The sequence below is a fragment of the Microcoleus sp. SVA1B4 genome (assembly GCF_036700545.1).
In the GTDB taxonomy this organism is placed as follows: domain Bacteria; phylum Cyanobacteriota; class Cyanobacteriia; order Cyanobacteriales; family Microcoleaceae; genus Microcoleus.
In genome coordinates, this window is sequence record NZ_JAUBPB010000044.1 from 25,346 (window position 1) to 41,075 (window position 15,730).

The 15,730-nt window shown below is 45.6% G+C and carries 16 protein-coding genes; 8 read left to right on the top strand and 8 right to left on the bottom strand.

Annotation, left to right across the window (positions count from 1 at the left end; translation table 11 throughout):
- Positions 1–26: 26 nt before the first annotated feature.
- Complete coding sequence (locus QT987_RS19375) at positions 27–1,361, bottom strand: tetratricopeptide repeat protein (RefSeq protein WP_333243044.1); 1,335 nt, start codon at positions 1,359–1,361, stop codon at positions 27–29.
- A 261-nt stretch (positions 1,362–1,622) separates the two neighbouring features.
- On the opposite strand from QT987_RS19375, the gene QT987_RS19380 reads away from it, so the two are divergent.
- The 4 genes from QT987_RS19380 to hisC all read left to right on the top strand — a co-directional run bounded on the left by QT987_RS19380 (position 1,623) and on the right by hisC (position 5,604).
- Positions 1,623–2,684: an esterase-like activity of phytase family protein gene (locus QT987_RS19380; RefSeq protein ID WP_333243047.1), complete on the top strand. Its 1,062-nt coding sequence runs from the start codon at positions 1,623–1,625 to the stop codon at positions 2,682–2,684.
- Between the two features lie 178 nt (positions 2,685–2,862).
- Positions 2,863–3,717, top strand: a complete 855-nt coding sequence (locus tag QT987_RS19385; RefSeq protein WP_333243049.1) for an alpha/beta hydrolase — start codon at positions 2,863–2,865, stop codon at positions 3,715–3,717.
- Entirely contained in the window at positions 3,714–4,427 is a 714-nt protein-coding gene (locus tag QT987_RS19390) for a glycerophosphodiester phosphodiesterase family protein (protein WP_333243052.1), read from the top strand. The genes QT987_RS19385 and QT987_RS19390 overlap by 4 nt, the downstream gene beginning before the upstream one ends.
- 130 nt (positions 4,428–4,557) lie before the next feature.
- On the top strand, positions 4,558–5,604 hold the full coding sequence (hisC, locus tag QT987_RS19395) for a histidinol-phosphate transaminase (protein ID WP_333243055.1): 1,047 nt from the start codon (positions 4,558–4,560) through the stop codon (positions 5,602–5,604).
- 90 nt (positions 5,605–5,694) lie between these two features.
- Here the strand turns inward: hisC and QT987_RS19400 are convergent, their stop codons facing one another.
- The 7 genes from QT987_RS19400 to QT987_RS19430 form a co-directional block, all read right to left on the bottom strand.
- Positions 5,695–6,162: a type II toxin-antitoxin system VapC family toxin gene (locus tag QT987_RS19400; protein WP_333243058.1), complete on the bottom strand. Its 468-nt coding sequence runs from the start codon at positions 6,160–6,162 to the stop codon at positions 5,695–5,697.
- On the bottom strand, positions 6,156–6,452 hold the full coding sequence (locus tag QT987_RS19405) for an antitoxin family protein (protein ID WP_333243061.1): 297 nt from the start codon (positions 6,450–6,452) through the stop codon (positions 6,156–6,158). The genes QT987_RS19400 and QT987_RS19405 overlap by 7 nt, the downstream gene beginning before the upstream one ends.
- Before the next feature lie 46 nt (positions 6,453–6,498).
- Entirely contained in the window at positions 6,499–7,299 is an 801-nt protein-coding gene (locus QT987_RS19410; protein WP_333243064.1) for a class I SAM-dependent methyltransferase, read from the bottom strand.
- Between the two features lie 143 nt (positions 7,300–7,442).
- Entirely contained in the window at positions 7,443–9,083 is a 1,641-nt protein-coding gene (locus QT987_RS19415; protein WP_333243069.1) for a 2-isopropylmalate synthase, read from the bottom strand.
- 329 nt (positions 9,084–9,412) lie between these two features.
- The gene (locus QT987_RS19420; RefSeq protein WP_006633075.1) at positions 9,413–9,934 is read right to left on the bottom strand and encodes a LabA-like NYN domain-containing protein; all 522 of its coding nucleotides are present in this window, start codon (positions 9,932–9,934) and stop codon (positions 9,413–9,415) included.
- A 338-nt stretch (positions 9,935–10,272) separates the two neighbouring features.
- The gene (locus QT987_RS19425; protein WP_015174512.1) at positions 10,273–10,923 is read right to left on the bottom strand and encodes a response regulator transcription factor; all 651 of its coding nucleotides are present in this window, start codon (positions 10,921–10,923) and stop codon (positions 10,273–10,275) included.
- A 650-nt stretch (positions 10,924–11,573) separates the two neighbouring features.
- Entirely contained in the window at positions 11,574–11,999 is a 426-nt protein-coding gene (locus QT987_RS19430) for a ferredoxin (protein WP_333243072.1), read from the bottom strand.
- Between the two features lie 451 nt (positions 12,000–12,450).
- Between QT987_RS19430 and groES the strand changes: the two genes are divergently transcribed.
- From groES to QT987_RS19450, 4 genes are all read left to right on the top strand, one after another.
- Positions 12,451–12,762 (top strand): co-chaperone GroES, encoded by a 312-nt coding sequence (gene groES / locus QT987_RS19435; protein WP_332945088.1) that lies wholly within the window; start codon positions 12,451–12,453, stop codon positions 12,760–12,762.
- Positions 12,763–12,907: 145 nt separating this feature from the next.
- Entirely contained in the window at positions 12,908–14,548 is a 1,641-nt protein-coding gene (gene groL, locus QT987_RS19440) for a chaperonin GroEL (RefSeq protein WP_333046934.1), read from the top strand.
- A gap of 214 nt (positions 14,549–14,762) precedes the next feature.
- Complete coding sequence (locus tag QT987_RS19445) at positions 14,763–15,128, top strand: Tse2 family ADP-ribosyltransferase toxin (RefSeq protein WP_333243074.1); 366 nt, start codon at positions 14,763–14,765, stop codon at positions 15,126–15,128.
- A gap of 176 nt (positions 15,129–15,304) precedes the next feature.
- Entirely contained in the window at positions 15,305–15,685 is a 381-nt protein-coding gene (locus QT987_RS19450) for a hypothetical protein (RefSeq protein WP_333243077.1), read from the top strand.
- Positions 15,686–15,730: the final 45 nt, after the last annotated feature.

Genomic DNA, 15,730 nt, shown 5'->3' on the forward strand with positions numbered 1-15,730 from the left:
AAATTGTCATTATTGTCGGCTGACAACTACGAAGTCCTTTGCAATTGCTTGTTAACTTTTTCAATTTTCTTAGCAAAATACTCTTGTCTGTGTCCCAATTTTTTAGCCACGTCCAACCCTTTTTGATAGGATTCCAAAGCTTTATCGTAAGCCTTCATCTCTTGGTAAACTTGACCGATATTGTCATAAGTGTTCATCAATCCGTAGAAATTGTAAGCTCGCTCTTCTAACAGCAACTGCATTTGATAAATTCGCAAAGTCGGCTCCCACTGCTTTTGCGCTCGATAAAGTAAAGCTAATTTATCCAAAGCTTCGCTAGCTTGGGCATACTGTTGAATGGGGACAGCTAAATTGTAGGCTTCCTGATAGTATTGAGCTGCTAAATTGATTTGACCTATGGTTTGGTAATCGCTGGCGATCGCAATTTTGAGCGGAGGTATAGCGCTGGGATTTTGCAAGTTAAGATACACTGATGCTAGTTTTTCCCTAGCTGCGATCGCCTTTAGGGGTTGTTTCGACTGCTGGTAAACATAGGCCAACTGTCTCAGAGTATCTACCTCAGTTGGAGGAGTTACAGGCTGCGGCGGCGCACCGTTTCCCGCAACAACAGCAGAATTTTGCACAGCAGAATTAGCAGCAAATAAATCGCGGTTTTCCTGAATTAAAGTAGCCAATTCCTCATACACGGGAGCAGCTTTATCGTAACTCAACCAATTGATGTGAATTAGCCCGATCGCCTTTAAAATCTGACCTTCAGCCAATATATCTTGGTTTTGGCGCGCATTTTCGAGAATTTCTTGGTAAACTTCTACAGTCGGGCCTTTAGCGCGCACCTGCTGAAAAGCCGCAGCGAAGGCGGGGAGCAACTCAGTATTAAGTGGTACTTGGGATTTGACTTCTTTTTGAATTGCTTGTAACCGTTTAGTAATAAGCTGTAGTTCGAGGTTTTTACCATTACTCCAAGCAACACTTCCCACCCGACTCAAAGCAGCAATTTCCGCCGCCGGGCCCAGATACCTCCGCAGCCGCAATTCTCGGAACCAAATTTCAAAAGCACCCGCGCCGTCTCCAGCTTGCAGTTTAGTCGCTGCTTCTAAGTTTAACTCTTCCAAAGCCGCTGTCAGTTCCTCCCGCTGAGTGCTGCTCAAAGATTCGTTAGCGGGGGCTAGGGGATCGGGTGTGGTAATTTCTAGAGGATTAGGAGAAAATTGATCGAGGGCTGGTGGATTAGTTTGGGCGCTAGCAATAGAACCAGCACACAGCCACAGGAAAAGCAAGCACCCAATTGGTACAAAACTTCTCATTCTCAAAATTTGGTTGCCGCGATTCGGCATTCCTTCTCGAAACATCAAGTTTTGCATATCTACAAAACGGTATAAATTATGTCACAAAGATGGCACAAAAGCAAACTGTTCAACAAGAGCAACAAAATAAAAATTACCGCACTGAGCAATTATGGGGATTTAAAGACGCTGGGCGATCCTCTTCGTTGGCGTAGCCCCCGTAGGGGCGGGCTTCGCCAACGTATTTTACGCTTATTCAGTCTCGCCCTAATTCTCTTAACTGTTTGCACAGCTTGCGCCCCCCCTCCCGCAGTTGCAAAAGACCGCTCTTTTCCGGAAATGTCCCTCGAATTTTTGGGCGAGTACGAATTGCCAAAAATGAATTTTGAAGGAGTACCCGTCGGCGGTTTGTCAGGAATTACCTACGATCCCAAAGGTATTAGCGCAGTCACTTCCAAAGCTTATCGCTTTTACGCTCTTTCCGACGACCCCAGCGAAAACGGAGAAGCCAGATTTTACAGTCTCCGACTCGACCTCACATCAAGTGACCCCGGCAACATTCGCCTGAAAAAAGTTACCGTTGACGGCGTTACCTCCCTCAAAAAATCAGACGGTGAAACCTTCTCTTGGGGTTCCATAAATCCCGAAGGCATCGCCCTTTCTCCCCGCAATTCAGTATTTGTCGCCAGCGAAGGTGTTACTCATGTTGGCATCCCTCCTTTCCTCGGAGAATTCGACCTCAAAACAGGGCAAATGCGGGGAAAATTGCCGATTCCCAAGCGCTATATTCCCGATGCCAGCGATGAAAAACAGCAGCAAGGAGTGGTGGACAATTTAGGTTTTGAATCTTTAACCATCGACCCAGAAACCTTTAGTCCGGGTGGTCTAGATCCGTTTCGTTTGTTCGCAGCTACGGAAGCGCCGTTAATGCAAGATTTCGACCCGGAACAGGCAAGCAAACTCCGTATTTTACATTATATCATCGTCGATAAAACGCCGCAATTAGTCTCAGAAAATCTTTACAATCTCGACCAAGTTCCCATGACTATTTTGAACGGTTTAACAGAATTAGTAACTGTCGGTGGCGGTCAGATTCTGAGTTTAGAACGTTCTTTTGGGCTGTCGGGATACAGCGCTAGGATTTATCAAGTAGCAGTTGGGGCGGCTACAGATACTTCGAGAATCCAGAGTTTTAAAGGGCGAGTGGCGGTGGAACCTGTTAAGAAAAAGTTGCTCCTAGACTTAAGCGAACTCGGAATTCCGCTGTATAATTTAGAGGGGATGACCCTCGGCCCGCGCTTGCCAGATGGCAGCCAGAGTTTAGTTTTGGTCAGCGATGACAATTTTGATGAAGCGCAGAAAACTCAGTTTATCTTGTTGAGTTTGAAGGGCAAAGGTTAAGTCAGAAGGGCGGGCTAGAAGCCCACCCCACCCCACAAAAAGATTTATTCTTTGTGAAACAGGCCCGCAAGCCTGTTGAGGAAAACCGTACAATAAAATTCACTCTTTGTGGAACAGGCATCTTGCCTGTTGATAAAAAAGTTAAATCAAATTTATCCAAATATAAAACCCCCTAATCATGCCAAGTCGTAACACTTTGCACTTACCAGAAATCGAGCTTTCATACCTAGAATGGCAGCCAGAAACAGGGAAAACCAAAGTTCCGCGTTTGCTATTGTTACATGGTTTAGCAGATAGTGCGTGTGTCTGGACTAGCTTGGGCAATTACTTGTCCAACCGCTATCATATTGTAGCGCCAGATATGCGCGGTCACGGAGAGAGTAGCAAACCGAAAACAGGCTATACTTTTGAAAGTGCGATCGCAGATTTAGAAGCTTTGATGGCACATCTCAACTGGCCTGACGCCCACATTTTAGGACATTCTTGGACGGGAAAACTAGCACCGATTTGGGCGAGGCAAAATCCCGATCGCTTTTGCAGTATGATTTTAGTAGACCCCATTTTCATCACCAAACTGCCCGCCGCGATGAAACTCACCCTGCCAATTGTTTACCGAAAATTAGACTGTCTCAAATGTGTGGGCCCGTTTGCGACTTTATCCCAAGCAGAAGCAGCAGCCAAACAATCGGGAGAATTCGCAGATTGGAGTGACGTGCAACAAATGATATTCCAACAGCAAATCGAACCAAAATCAGACGGAACTTGGGGCAGTAAATTTGCGATTGCAGCCAGAAATCAGATATTTTCAGAAGTGATGAAAGTGGCGGGATTAACTGAAAATATTGATATCCAGACTTTGTTTGTACAGCCGGAAAAAGGCGTAAATCGCATGGCTTGGCAAATGCAGCCATACAAGAGATATTTGAAAAATCTTACTGTTGCAAAAGTACCGGGGAATCACTGGTCTTTTTTGACTGAACCGGAAACTTTTAATCAAACTGTGGCAGATTTTTTAGAGGGCACAAGACAGTGAATTTAGAAATTATCGCACATCGGGGATTTTCGGCGATCGCCCCTGAGAATACTTTAGCAGCTTTTGAACTGGCGATCGCCCGTGGAGCTCATTCGATCGAATTTGACATCCAGCTATCCGCCGACAACGTACCAGTGATTTTTCACGACGCCACATTAGATAGAATCACTGGAGTTTCTGGCAAAGTTAGGGAAACAACCCTGTCTCAATTGCAAACACTTAATGCCGGAAAATGGTTTAGCGATGAATTTTCACAACAAAAAATTCCTACCTTAAAAGAATCATTAGCTATACTCAAAAATGTTGATAAATTTCTTTACTTTGATGTCAAGCCACACTGCGAGTGGTCGGATGCAGATGTCGCGGATTTTGTCAATAGTTTGAAGGGCGAAAAAATCCAACACAAATGCGTTATTACTTCCTTTAACGATGGATTTCTGGAACAAGTGCGGCGGCTATCTGGCGATTTGGCGATCGGACACATTGTTGCTAATCTAGAAGCATACAAAACTCAATTTGCTCAAGCTGTGGCGCATCGGGATAATTTGATTAGCAGCCAGTACCGCGTGTTGCTGGAAAACCCCGCACTAATTCCAGAAAGCCGGAGTCAGGGAGTTGACATTGTAGCCTGGACGGTGGACGATCGAGCAGATATGCAAAAGTTAATTGATTTGGGTATAACGCGGATAGTCACTAATTGTTTGATATAATTTGTTTAACTTGATATCTTGCACCATTATCAATAACGGGCTCTCCGGCCCGTTCCACAAAACTCAATATATCTTGCACCATTATCAAGAACGGGCTCTCCGGCCCGTTCCACAAAACTCAATTATATAGATGAATTACTTTCGCAAAAGCATCCACGAAATGTCTGGCTATGTGCCGGGAGAACAGCCACCGCTAGGCACAAAAATTATTAAATTAAATTCTAATGAAAATCCCTATCCGCCTTCTCCCAAAGCCTTAAAAGTGCTTGAGGAAATAGACGGAGAAATGCTGCGGCGCTATCCAGATCCAACGGGCAAAAGTTTCCGCATTGCTGCTAGTAAAGTTTTAGGAGTACCTGACGATTGGATTGCGGTAGGTAACGGCAGCGACGATTTATTAAACTTGATAGTTCGCGCTGTCGGCGAATCTGGTAAACCAGTTGTTTGTCCTGCGCCTACCTACGTTTTATATCGCACTTTGGCAGAAATTCAAGAGGCAGAATTTGTCGAAGTTCCTTATCCCGACGACTACAAGTTACCAGTCGATTTGCTAATAGCAGCCCAGGGTGCAGTGACATTTGTAGCTTCGCCAAACAGTCCATCGGGAACAGCCATATCTGTTGCAGATTTGGAGAAGCTGGCTAAAGAGTTATCGGGCATTCTTGTCATCGACGAAGCTTATGTAGATTTCGCCGAAGAAAATGCTTTGAACTTGACAGAAACGTACAGTAATGTTATAGTTTTGAGAACGCTTTCAAAAGGTTATTCCCTCGCAGGGTTGAGGCTGGGTTTTGCCATAGCAAATCCGGCGCTGCTGGCAGAATTAAATAAAATCAAAGACAGCTATAATGTGGATGCTTTAGCCTATGCAGTGGGGGCAGCGGCGATCGCAGATCAAGACCACAAAATAGCCAACGCCGAAAAAATTAAGGCTTCCAGAGCAAAACTAGCCGTTAGCTTCCAGGAATTAGGCTTTGAAGTTTGGCCCTCGCAAACCAACTTTTTGTTAGTTAGGTCACCAAACGGCGATGCAGAAAGAATTTATCAAACACTCAAAGTACGGGGAATATTGATTCGATACTTCAATCAGCCCCGATTAGAAGACAAATTGCGGATTAGTGTAGGTACTGATGAACAGAATCAAATCTTAGTTAAAACTTTGAAAGAAATCCTATAAAGAGCGATCGTACTAAAATTAGTTTGTAGTGAGGAATGCCAGTCCTCTGATTTTTATGGAGACTGGCATTCCTCACTACAAACATCTTGATTACTTATAATTATTAGGATTATCCGTCGCCAACCCTGCCGACTGAGCAATATCCAGCAATCTGTTGTCCGCCGAAACAAAAATCAGCCGAGTTTCTGGCATTGATGTTAAAACAGATTGAACGCGCAAAGCAGCCGCTAATTGCACAGCATCATAAGCCCGCAGCGGATATTGAACAATCAGTTCACCCGCCCTTTCAACCAGTGCCGGATCAACTTCAATAACTCTATACCGACTATTGAATTCAGAGCGAAACTTTCCAATAAGTGCAGCAACTTCCGCAGCAGTTATACCGCCTTCACGTTGTCTGCGTGCAAAAGCACTAAGAACTTCCACCCAGGTGATGCGGACTACAAGCAGCGAGTTACCAGTCTGGGAATCCGTGAGCGTTTTTATCCAAGGGCTGCCAATTTCAACCACATATCTTTTGATGAGGGCGCTGCTATCCAAAAAATAAATGTTTACCACGGGCCGCGATCCTCGATAATCATTTCTGATAGAGGCTTGCCCGGTTTGGCCCCTAACCTTTTAGCCAATTCATACACATCTTCATCAGTGACAGCCTCGACGTTATGGGGATTGTTAGGTAGTGGAGTCACCAATCCTCGGTCAACTAAAAACTGGATTGCCAATTCTGCCTGCTTTTTTGGATCATTTGGCCAGAGTTGAATCTGCACAGTTTCCCCATCATTTAATGACAAAGGACTCAAGGGACGAAAAACCCCGTTTTCGTAGATAGCAGTAATAGTTTCTGGCATAATTAGCCTCTTAATTAAATGCTTTGACTTATTGTACTTCTTTTAATTACTTCGTTGCCACCACAGCCAAATTCCAAGCCAAGCGCTTCATCAAAGGCAACTTCTTCAAAAACCCATCCCACCCTTCTAATCGAGAATATTCCGGTTTCAATCTCTCTTGTTCAATGATAATCTTTTTCCAATAACGCTCCTCATTTGGATGCACTTTTTCTATCAAATAAAAGCGCAAAAAAATCCACAGCGATGTCAGCCAAAACGTATCATAAGCCGTCTCGGAAAACAAAGATTGAACAAGTTTCACAATATTAATATCCAAAGGACTTTCATCCTCAGTCCGCACCTCAGTCGCCATCCTGCGGTAAACATTAATCACCGGATTGTGCTTCATCGGGTCCCAAAAACAAGCTTTACCCCCAGGCTTCAGCACGCGGTGCATTTCGCGAATTGCCTTTTCAGGTTCCGGCAAATGGTGCAGCAAATTAGAAGCGTAGACAATATCAAAACTGTTGTCGGGGAAATCCATAGCCATTGCATTTACAGTGCAGCCGTCTATTTTGACGCCGTTTTTCTCTGCCAATTTCAGAGCAACTTCTACCATACCCTGAGAATAGTCCGCCGCCACACAATGCGCGCCTTTTTTAGCAAAATAAACGCTATTTTCTCCCGCGCCACAGCCTAAATCTAACAGGCGTTTGCCTGTAATATCGCCCATTTGCTGGACTATAAATCTATTTTCTGGGGCGGTACAAGCTTCAAAGTAATCATTGACTTGAATGCCGTCAATATCGATTGTGGATGCCCAAGCATCGTGGAATTGCCGCTCTTTTTTTAAGGTTTCGTCTTGCATTTTTCAAGATTTGGTTATTAGTAAAAAAAAGTAATTTTAAACCGCAGATAAACCCGGATCAAGGCAGATTAATTGAGATTTATCTGCTTCGATCTGGGTTCGTCTGCGGTTGGTTTCAAGAAAAATGGCTGACAATAAATTTATCAGCGCTGTGCTTTTGCAACAACTTCATTTCTGATCAGATTTGGCTGTTCCGAAGATTTTTCAGTAGTATGCTGCAATGCCTGATACAGGCGATTTAAAGCGCTGATGTATGCTTCTGCAGACGCTACGATAATGTCGGTATTTGCTGAGTGACCGGAAAATACTTTGCCTTCGTGGCGCAAGCGAATTGTTACTTCGCCGATCGCATCAATTCCTGCTGTCACCGACTGTACAGAAAACTCGATCAACTCGTTCGGTACGTTTACCACCCGGTTAATTGCCCTGTAAATCGCATCCACAGGCCCAGTGCCGATCGCAGCATCGGTCAATTCTTCGCCCGCCGGATTCCGCACAGTGACTGTTGCTGTCGGCCGCGATTTGTCGCCGCAAGAAACCTGCACCAATTCTAACCGGAAAAGTTCCGGTGCTTGGTGGGCTTCGTTGTTGGCGATCGCCTCTAAATCCCAATCAGTAATCTCTTTTTTCTTGTCAGCTAAATCTTTGAACTTGACAAAAGCCTTATTTAGCTCATCGTCGGCCATTTCAAAACCCAACTCTTTCAAGCGAGTGTGAAAAGCGTGGCGGCCGGATAATTTGCCCAAGACGATTTGATTTTCAGTTAAGCCGATCGACTCAGCGTCCATAATCTCGTATGTCCGCTTATTTTTCAGCACTCCGTCTTGGTGAATTCCCGACTCGTGAGCGAAAGCATTTGCTCCCACAATCGCCTTATTTGGCTGCACCAACATCCCCGTCAAATTGGAAACCAAGCGCGATGTTTTGTAAATTTGGCGCGAGTCAATATTTGTCAGCGGTTCCTCAGAATCCGCAGGCCGGCCCAAGAACGGATTATAATATTGGCGTCGCACGTAAAGCGCCATTACCAACTCTTCGAGAGCTGCATTTCCCGCCCGTTCGCCAATCCCGTTAATCGTGCATTCTAACTGTCTAGCGCCATTTTTCACAGCTTCCAAAAAGTTAGCAACAGCCAATCCTAAGTCATTGTGACCGTGCACCGAAATAATTGCGCGATCGATATTCGGCACATTTTCCTTAATTCCGCGAATCAAAGCCCCAAACTCGCTCGGAGTCGTGTAGCCGACAGTATCGGGAATATTAACAGTAGTCGCACCCGCTGCGATCGCCAGTTCTAGAACCTGATACAAAAACTCCGGTTCCGAGCGACAAGCATCTTCCGGCGAAAACTCCACATCATCCACAAAAGACTTAGCGTAAGCCACCATTTCCGGCACAATTTCCAGAACCTCAGCCCGCGTCTTTTTCAGCTTATACTCCAAGTGAATATCGGACGTAGCCAGAAACGTATGAATTCGCGAATTTACGGCGGGTTTGAGAGCCTCGGCTGCTGTTTTAATATCCTCCTTTCTCGCCCTTGCTAAACCGCAAATTGTCGGCCCATTTTCCGTGCCAACCGATCGGGCTATTTTTTGGACTGCCTCGAAATCTCCTGTGCTGGTGAAAGGGAAACCCGCTTCAATCACATCCACGCCCAATCTCGCTAACTGGCGGGCGATAGTTAGCTTTTCATCCACATTTAGAGATGCACCCGGAGATTGTTCTCCGTCCCGCAAAGTCGTATCGAAAATAATAATCCGGTCTTGACTTGGTTGAGTTTTCATAGCTCTACAAAAGTGTTTTCCTGATTTTTACTTGTCCGTTTTTATGGATTTTTAGTCTCCAGTCAGTCGATTTTAGATTTTAGATTTTAGATTTTAGATTTTAGATTTACTCCACAGATGAATCTGGGAACTTGAACCTTAGTCTAAAATTTTGGGCTACTGGTGGCTCCTATCGGAAAGCAAGTATGCGTTTTTTGGCGGGAGCACCAGTCCCGTGTTTCGCGCCAATAACGAATAATTAATAACCCATAACCCATAACCCATAACTGCTGACTAATAACTACTAACTAATGACTAATGACTAATGACTAATAACTACTAACTACTGACTAATAATCCATCTTCTCGATATGTTCCCTAATTTCATTTAGGTCTATATACCTATCTGTAGCATTTCGTAACTCTCTAGCAATCATTCCTTCGGTGGATACCACAGTAATATGAGTATTTTTCGAGCGGAGCAGCTCGATCGCCCTCTCAAAATCCCCATCCCCGCTAAACAGCACAACTTGGTCGTATTGATCCACGGTATTAAACATATCAACCACAATTTCTATGTCTAAATTAGCCTTTTGAGAATATCTGCCCGAAGCATCGTCGTAATATTCCTTAAGAATTTTAGTGCGAACCGTGTAACCTAGACTGATCAAAGCATCTCGAAATCCCCTTTGATCTTGGGGGTCTTTCAGACCCGTATACCAGAAAGCATTGATCAAGATGACATTCGGCTGCGAAGTTTTGAAATATTCGAGCACCCTGCGAGGATCAAAAAACCAACCGTTCTTTTGTTGAGCGTAGAACATATTGTTCCCGTCCACAAAAATAGAAAGGCGGTTCATTAAGTTTGTCATAGAAACTTAGACCTAATAATTGTAGAAAGAAGTTAATCTAAATATCACATTTTAGCAACATGGAGCTAACTGAGGCAATAGATTAGACTTCAGAAAACTCCATCTCCCCAGTATTTCATATTTTCGGCTCTACCGCCAGAGGGTTCTTTTAACCCTGCTTGCTTTTGAGCGAGGGGCCCTCACAAACTATACGCCTAGTAACTCAATACCGACTGCCGTGTCAAGGTTAAGGGCGTCTTCAAACTACCGCGCCCACCGCCCTACCGCCAAGCAGGCATACGCCCAGCGCATAGCAGTAGATGTTGCTCCCCTGATTTCATAGCGCAGACTACCTCCGCTCAAGCCTTTTTGCTTTCAAGAGCCCAGCGAGCTAACTCTGTCCGGTTGTGCAGACCTGTTTTGCCCAGCATATTGCTGACGTGGCTTTCGATAGTCCGCTGGCTGACATTCATCACGTCTGCGATCTGGCGGTTTGCCATACCCTGCGCTAGCAACTGTACCACCTTTAACTCAGTGGGAGTCAATTCGACATTGCGGCGCGCCTTAATTTTTGGGCCACTCTCCATACCGGGATTTGAGTGACGAATCAAGCGGGATGCTGCTTTCAGAGAAGATTCCACTTGGGCTACCAGTTCTTCTGGTTCAAAAGGCTTGACTATATAAACGTCAGCGCCCGTGCTCAAGCCTTTTACTCGGTCTGAACTTTGACCTTTTGCGGACAAGAAAAGAACCGGAATCCAGCTCGTGCGCGGGTCTTCTCTGATGTGTTTGACTAAAGTGTAGCCGTCCATTTCCGGCATCATCACGTCGCAGATCATCAAGTCGGGAACTTCTTGTTCTAGTTTTTCCAGAGCGTCTCTGCCGTTTTCTGCTGTAATGACGTTGTAACCCCGAAACTCCAAGTAGTCTTTGACCAGCAAGATCAAATTGGGGTCGTCGTCAACCAGCATCAGCCGTTTTTGTTCTCCTGAATTATTGTCCTTTGTCATGTTTATTCCCGCTAAAGTATCCCGCACACTTCCTTGTTTTCACTTCTGTTTTTTCGGTCAGTCCCCCGCCACCCGGCTGGGAGTGGAGGACGACGATCGACTGAAGGGATGGCGGTGAGGGAAAGCGGGGCGGGTATTACCGCTTTCCAACCTATAATCGACGGCTGTTTGTGAGTGTCTTACGACCTGGAACGCAGCCCAAACCTGTAATCGACGATCGCCCTGTCAAGATCAGCCTTGATTGATTGCAGATTCCCTAACAGAGCGCAAGTTAAATATCTTTAATCTCGATGGTTCAATTTCAGGTTAATGCCCCGGTTTTAAATGATACTTCTGATATAGAGAAATTTAAGCAGACTCCCTACTTACGTATTTAACTGTTTCTAGTGTAGTTTGGCAACCTGCTTAGTGTCTGCCACTGAGAAATTTTTGCACAAAATTTCTCAGTTCCTGCGATCGATTTTTTTTACTGTACCTTTTGAGAAACACAAGGAACACGGGAAGCCGCACCAGCAAGACAAGAACCTAACTACAGTTTTATTGAGCTGTAGCAGGTGCGATCGCCAGGACGCGAAACTGTCTCAATTTTTCACCCTTAACCTTAAATTTAACACTTTACCTATAACCCTGTACTTTAAACAGCGCTACACTTAAATGTTTGGCTGGGTCTCAGCAGGCACAGGCAAAGGATGAGTCAAGAAAGCGTATTCTTGAACCACCTTTGAGTTTAGGAGATGTTCCTGAATAATTCTCTCAATCACGGGTGGAGTAACGTCGCGATACCACACTCCGTCTGGATAGACTACCATAATCGGGCCAGACGCGCACACTCGCAGGCAATTGGCTTTCGTGCGAAAGACGCAGGTTGGTCGAGTGGCACTTGGCTTGTCCAACCCCAATTCTTGCAAGCGTTTTTTTAAGTAATTCCACGCCTCCAGACTGGTTTGCCGATCGCAGCACTTGGGCACGGTTTGGTCGGCACAGATAAAAATATGCCGCTCGATTTGAGGGATTCCCAGGCTTTGGACGCAAGCGCTCAAGCCTTGGCTGCAAGATTCCATGTTATTTTCTGTCATTCTCTTCATCAATCAAAAATAATTGGTTAGCGATCAAAAGTCATCATCACAGCCTCCAATCCCAGGGCTGTTTCATTCTCACCAAAAACATGAATTTTGTAGGGGTAGTGCCCCCGTGCCTACCCCCCCGTGCCTACCCCCCCGTGCCTACCCCCCCGTGCCTACCCCCCCGTGCCTACCCCGCCACAGACGACTGCACAGACATGGGGGCAGCCACGGGGGGCTGCCCCTACAAAAGAATGAAACAGCCCTGCACTCCCCCCTCTCCTTCCCTTCAACTCATGCTCGGTTCGGGAACCCGTACTGACAACTAAGTTGCGATCGCCCCTTTCTAGAGCTAAATTAGCACTCAGGAGTCGAGAGTGCTAATATGTCAGTTGTAAGTAGTCCGCTGTTGCTTTCATCGTGACCCCTGACGACTGACGACAATCTGTAATCTGGAGATTTATTTATGGCAGCAGTATCACTGAGTGTTTCTACCGTTAAACCGTTAGGCGAGCGCGTGTTCGTAAAAGTAAGCGCTAGCGAAGAAAAAACCGCCGGCGGCATCCTTCTGCCCGACACAGCTAAGGAAAAGCCCCAAGTAGGCGAAGTCGCGGCCGTGGGCCCCGGCAAGCGCAATGACGATGGCACCCGCATTGAAATGGAAGTCAAAGTCGGCGACAAAGTTCTCTACTCGAAGTACGCCGGCACCGATATCAAACTCGGCACAGACGAATACGTCTTGCTTGCAGAAAAAGACATTCTGGCGATCGTTAACTAATTAATCATTAGTCATCAGTCCTTAGTCCTTAGTCATCAGTCATTAGTTTAAAGCGAACGCCGCCAAACAACTAATGACACGGGACAAATGACTAAAATCCATCATCCCCAATCCAAAATCTCAAACCCTCTCATCCCCAAAAACTATGGCTAAGCGTATCATCTACAACGAAAATGCACGTCGCGCCCTCGAACGCGGTATGGACATTTTGGCCGAAGCAGTGGCCGTAACCCTCGGCCCCAAAGGCCGTAACGTGGTTCTCGAAAAGAAATTCGGAGCTCCTCAGATCGTCAATGACGGTGTTACCATCGCCAAAGAAATCGAACTAGAAGACCACGTAGAAAATACAGGCGTTGCCCTGATCCGTCAAGCCGCTTCCAAAACCAACGACGCAGCAGGCGACGGTACAACAACTGCTACCGTTTTGGCTCACGCCATGGTCAAAGAAGGTCTGCGTAACGTAGCAGCCGGCGCAAATGCGATCGCCCTCAAGCGCGGTGTTGACAAAGCAACCACGTTTTTGGTAGAAAAAATTGCCGAACACGCCAAACAAGTAGAAGATTCCAAAGCCATCGCTCAAGTCGGCTCCATCTCTGCTGGTAACGACGATGAAGTCGGTCAAATGATTGCCAACGCAATGGACAAGGTGGGCAAAGAAGGCGTGATTTCCCTGGAAGAAGGGAAGTCTATGACCACCGAATTGGAAATCACCGAAGGGATGCGCTTTGACAAAGGCTACATTTCTCCCTACTTCGTCACCGACACCGAACGGATGGAAGCGATTCTCGAAGAACCGTTCATCTTGCTGACAGACAAGAAAATTGCTCTGGTACAAGATTTAGTACCCGTGCTCGAACAAGTAGCTCGTTCCGGCCGCCCGCTGTTGATCATTGCAGAAGACATTGAGAAAGAAGCTTTAGCTACCCTCGTTGTCAACAAACTGCGCGGTGTGTTGAACGTGACTGCTGTTAAAGCACCCGGTTTTGGCGATCGACGCAAAGCCATGTTAGAAGATATCGCCGTATTGACCGGCGGTCAACTAATCACCGAAGACGCCGGTTTGAAACTGGAAAATACCAAGCTTGACATGATCGGCAAAGCTCGCCGCATCACCATCACCAAAGACAGCACCACAATTGTTGCCGAAGGTAACGAAGCTGCAGTTAAGTCCCGCTGCGAACAAATTCGCCGTCAAATGGACGAAACCGAGTCTTCCTACGACAAAGAGAAGCTGCAAGAACGTTTGGCCAAATTGGCTGGCGGCGTCGCAGTCATCAAAGTTGGCGCGGCTACCGAAACAGAAATGAAGGATCGCAAACTGCGTCTTGAAGATGCGATCAACGCAACCAAAGCTGCTGTCGAAGAAGGAATTGTTCCTGGCGGCGGTACAACTTTGGCTCACCTGACTCCTCAATTGGAAGAGTGGGCTAACAGCAGCCTGAAGGGCGAAGAATTGACCGGTGCTTTGATTGTGGCACGGGCTCTGGCTGCTCCTCTGAAGCGGATTGCTGAAAATGCTGGTTTGAACGGCGCTGTGATTGCTGAGCGCGTCAAAGAAAAGCCGTTCAACGTTGGTTTCAACGCAGCGACAAATGAGTTTGTCGATATGTTTGAAGCTGGTATCGTTGACCCCGCGAAGGTGACTCGTTCTGCTCTACAAAATGCCGCATCTATTGCTGGTATGGTGCTGACAACCGAGTGTATCGTCGTTGACAAGCCTGAACCGAAGGATGGCGCTGCTGCAGGCGCTGGCGGCGGCATGGGCGGCGGCGACTTCGATTACTAAGTCGATAGTCGATAGTTTGATGGGGCGGGCTTTAGGGCCCGCCCTGTTATTTTGGTAACGGTTTTTAGCATAGGCATAACTTTAACTCTGAAGCGAAATTAACTAAACGCTCAATCCATAAGGCCCCCGTGCCTCTGTACTCAAACGCGAGGTTATAACGAAAAACCTAATCCTGCGTTACCAGTTAATTTTTTACAACTTCAGGAGATTAAAGATGCCTAAAACACCCGTTGCGCTGTATCGACAGGGGAATGCTAGTTCACCTAGAATGGATAATGTCAGACCCAATAAAGATATTACCGTTTATGAACAGCAAGATGAATTATGGGTTATGCCTACTTTAGAAGAAGGAAGGTTGTCAGGAGGAATGTCTCGGTCAGAAGGAATATCAACCTTTGAGAGGCCAGGCTCAGGAAAAAATTGGTATAAATTAGACCTCGGCACTGACATTCCACCAGAACTGGAATTAGTGAATGATCGTCCAGGTCATTGGTTATTCCAGCCCAGTAGACCGATGACTCTAGAAAAATACAAAGAGGCACTTCACCTCATAGGCACCTTGTTCCATAAACTAGAATAAGTTAGTCTGAGGTTGGGTTTAAGTAGAGAAACCCAACCTACTAATATAATTCATAGTATGTTTGATTACTTGTTTCTTCTATCTATCAAATAACCTGAAATCTTAAAAAATAGTATTTTGGGGATTTTTAATTAACTTTGGACGAGTGACTATTTATTTTTAGGAAGGTAACTAATATGAACTTATCATTTAAAGATTTCAGGTTTATTATAGAAGCGATTGAACACCAAATCAATGCCTATCAAGAACGTTTGCAAGTAATTGAAGAGATAGAAGAAGATGAAGATGAGGCTGCCGATCTAGGGAACGATATTAAATTTTTAGAACTTCTACTCGCAGACATGAAGGCAAGTTTAGATCGTAATACTTCAGTCAAGCATTTAAGTTCTGATGAGGTTTTTTCGCCCGCTCGAAATGATAATTCTTCCGAATATGCAAAAGAATTATCATTTCAAGAAATAATGAAATTAACGCTTAATTTGTCACTTAGCGAGCGACTATTCCTAGTAGAGGCGATTACCGCATCTGTGCGTCAGGAAGTCACAATAAGTAAATAATCAGCCAATTACAGGATTTCCAGAAGTTTGTTTTGATGATATACT

What these genes read in the sequence shown, in the direction of transcription:
- QT987_RS19445 (WP_333243074.1), top strand. Translation starts at nt 14,763, where the DNA reads ATGCCTAAAACACCCGTTGCGCTGTATCGACAGGGGAATGCTAGTTCA.
- QT987_RS19450 (WP_333243077.1), top strand. Translation starts at nt 15,305, where the DNA reads ATGAACTTATCATTTAAAGATTTCAGGTTTATTATAGAAGCGATTGAA.
- QT987_RS19430 (WP_333243072.1), bottom strand. Translation starts at nt 11,999, where the DNA reads ATGACAGAAAATAACATGGAATCTTGCAGCCAAGGCTTGAGCGCTTGC.
- groL (WP_333046934.1), top strand. Translation starts at nt 12,908, where the DNA reads ATGGCTAAGCGTATCATCTACAACGAAAATGCACGTCGCGCCCTCGAA.
- QT987_RS19420 (WP_006633075.1), bottom strand. Translation starts at nt 9,934, where the DNA reads ATGACAAACTTAATGAACCGCCTTTCTATTTTTGTGGACGGGAACAAT.
- hisC (WP_333243055.1), top strand. Translation starts at nt 4,558, where the DNA reads ATGAATTACTTTCGCAAAAGCATCCACGAAATGTCTGGCTATGTGCCG.
- QT987_RS19410 (WP_333243064.1), bottom strand. Translation starts at nt 7,299, where the DNA reads ATGCAAGACGAAACCTTAAAAAAAGAGCGGCAATTCCACGATGCTTGG.
- QT987_RS19375 (WP_333243044.1), bottom strand. Translation starts at nt 1,361, where the DNA reads ATGCAAAACTTGATGTTTCGAGAAGGAATGCCGAATCGCGGCAACCAA.
- QT987_RS19405 (WP_333243061.1), bottom strand. Translation starts at nt 6,452, where the DNA reads ATGCCAGAAACTATTACTGCTATCTACGAAAACGGGGTTTTTCGTCCC.
- QT987_RS19380 (WP_333243047.1), top strand. Translation starts at nt 1,623, where the DNA reads ATGTCCCTCGAATTTTTGGGCGAGTACGAATTGCCAAAAATGAATTTT.
- QT987_RS19385 (WP_333243049.1), top strand. Translation starts at nt 2,863, where the DNA reads ATGCCAAGTCGTAACACTTTGCACTTACCAGAAATCGAGCTTTCATAC.
- QT987_RS19415 (WP_333243069.1), bottom strand. Translation starts at nt 9,083, where the DNA reads ATGAAAACTCAACCAAGTCAAGACCGGATTATTATTTTCGATACGACT.
- groES (WP_332945088.1), top strand. Translation starts at nt 12,451, where the DNA reads ATGGCAGCAGTATCACTGAGTGTTTCTACCGTTAAACCGTTAGGCGAG.
- QT987_RS19425 (WP_015174512.1), bottom strand. Translation starts at nt 10,923, where the DNA reads ATGACAAAGGACAATAATTCAGGAGAACAAAAACGGCTGATGCTGGTT.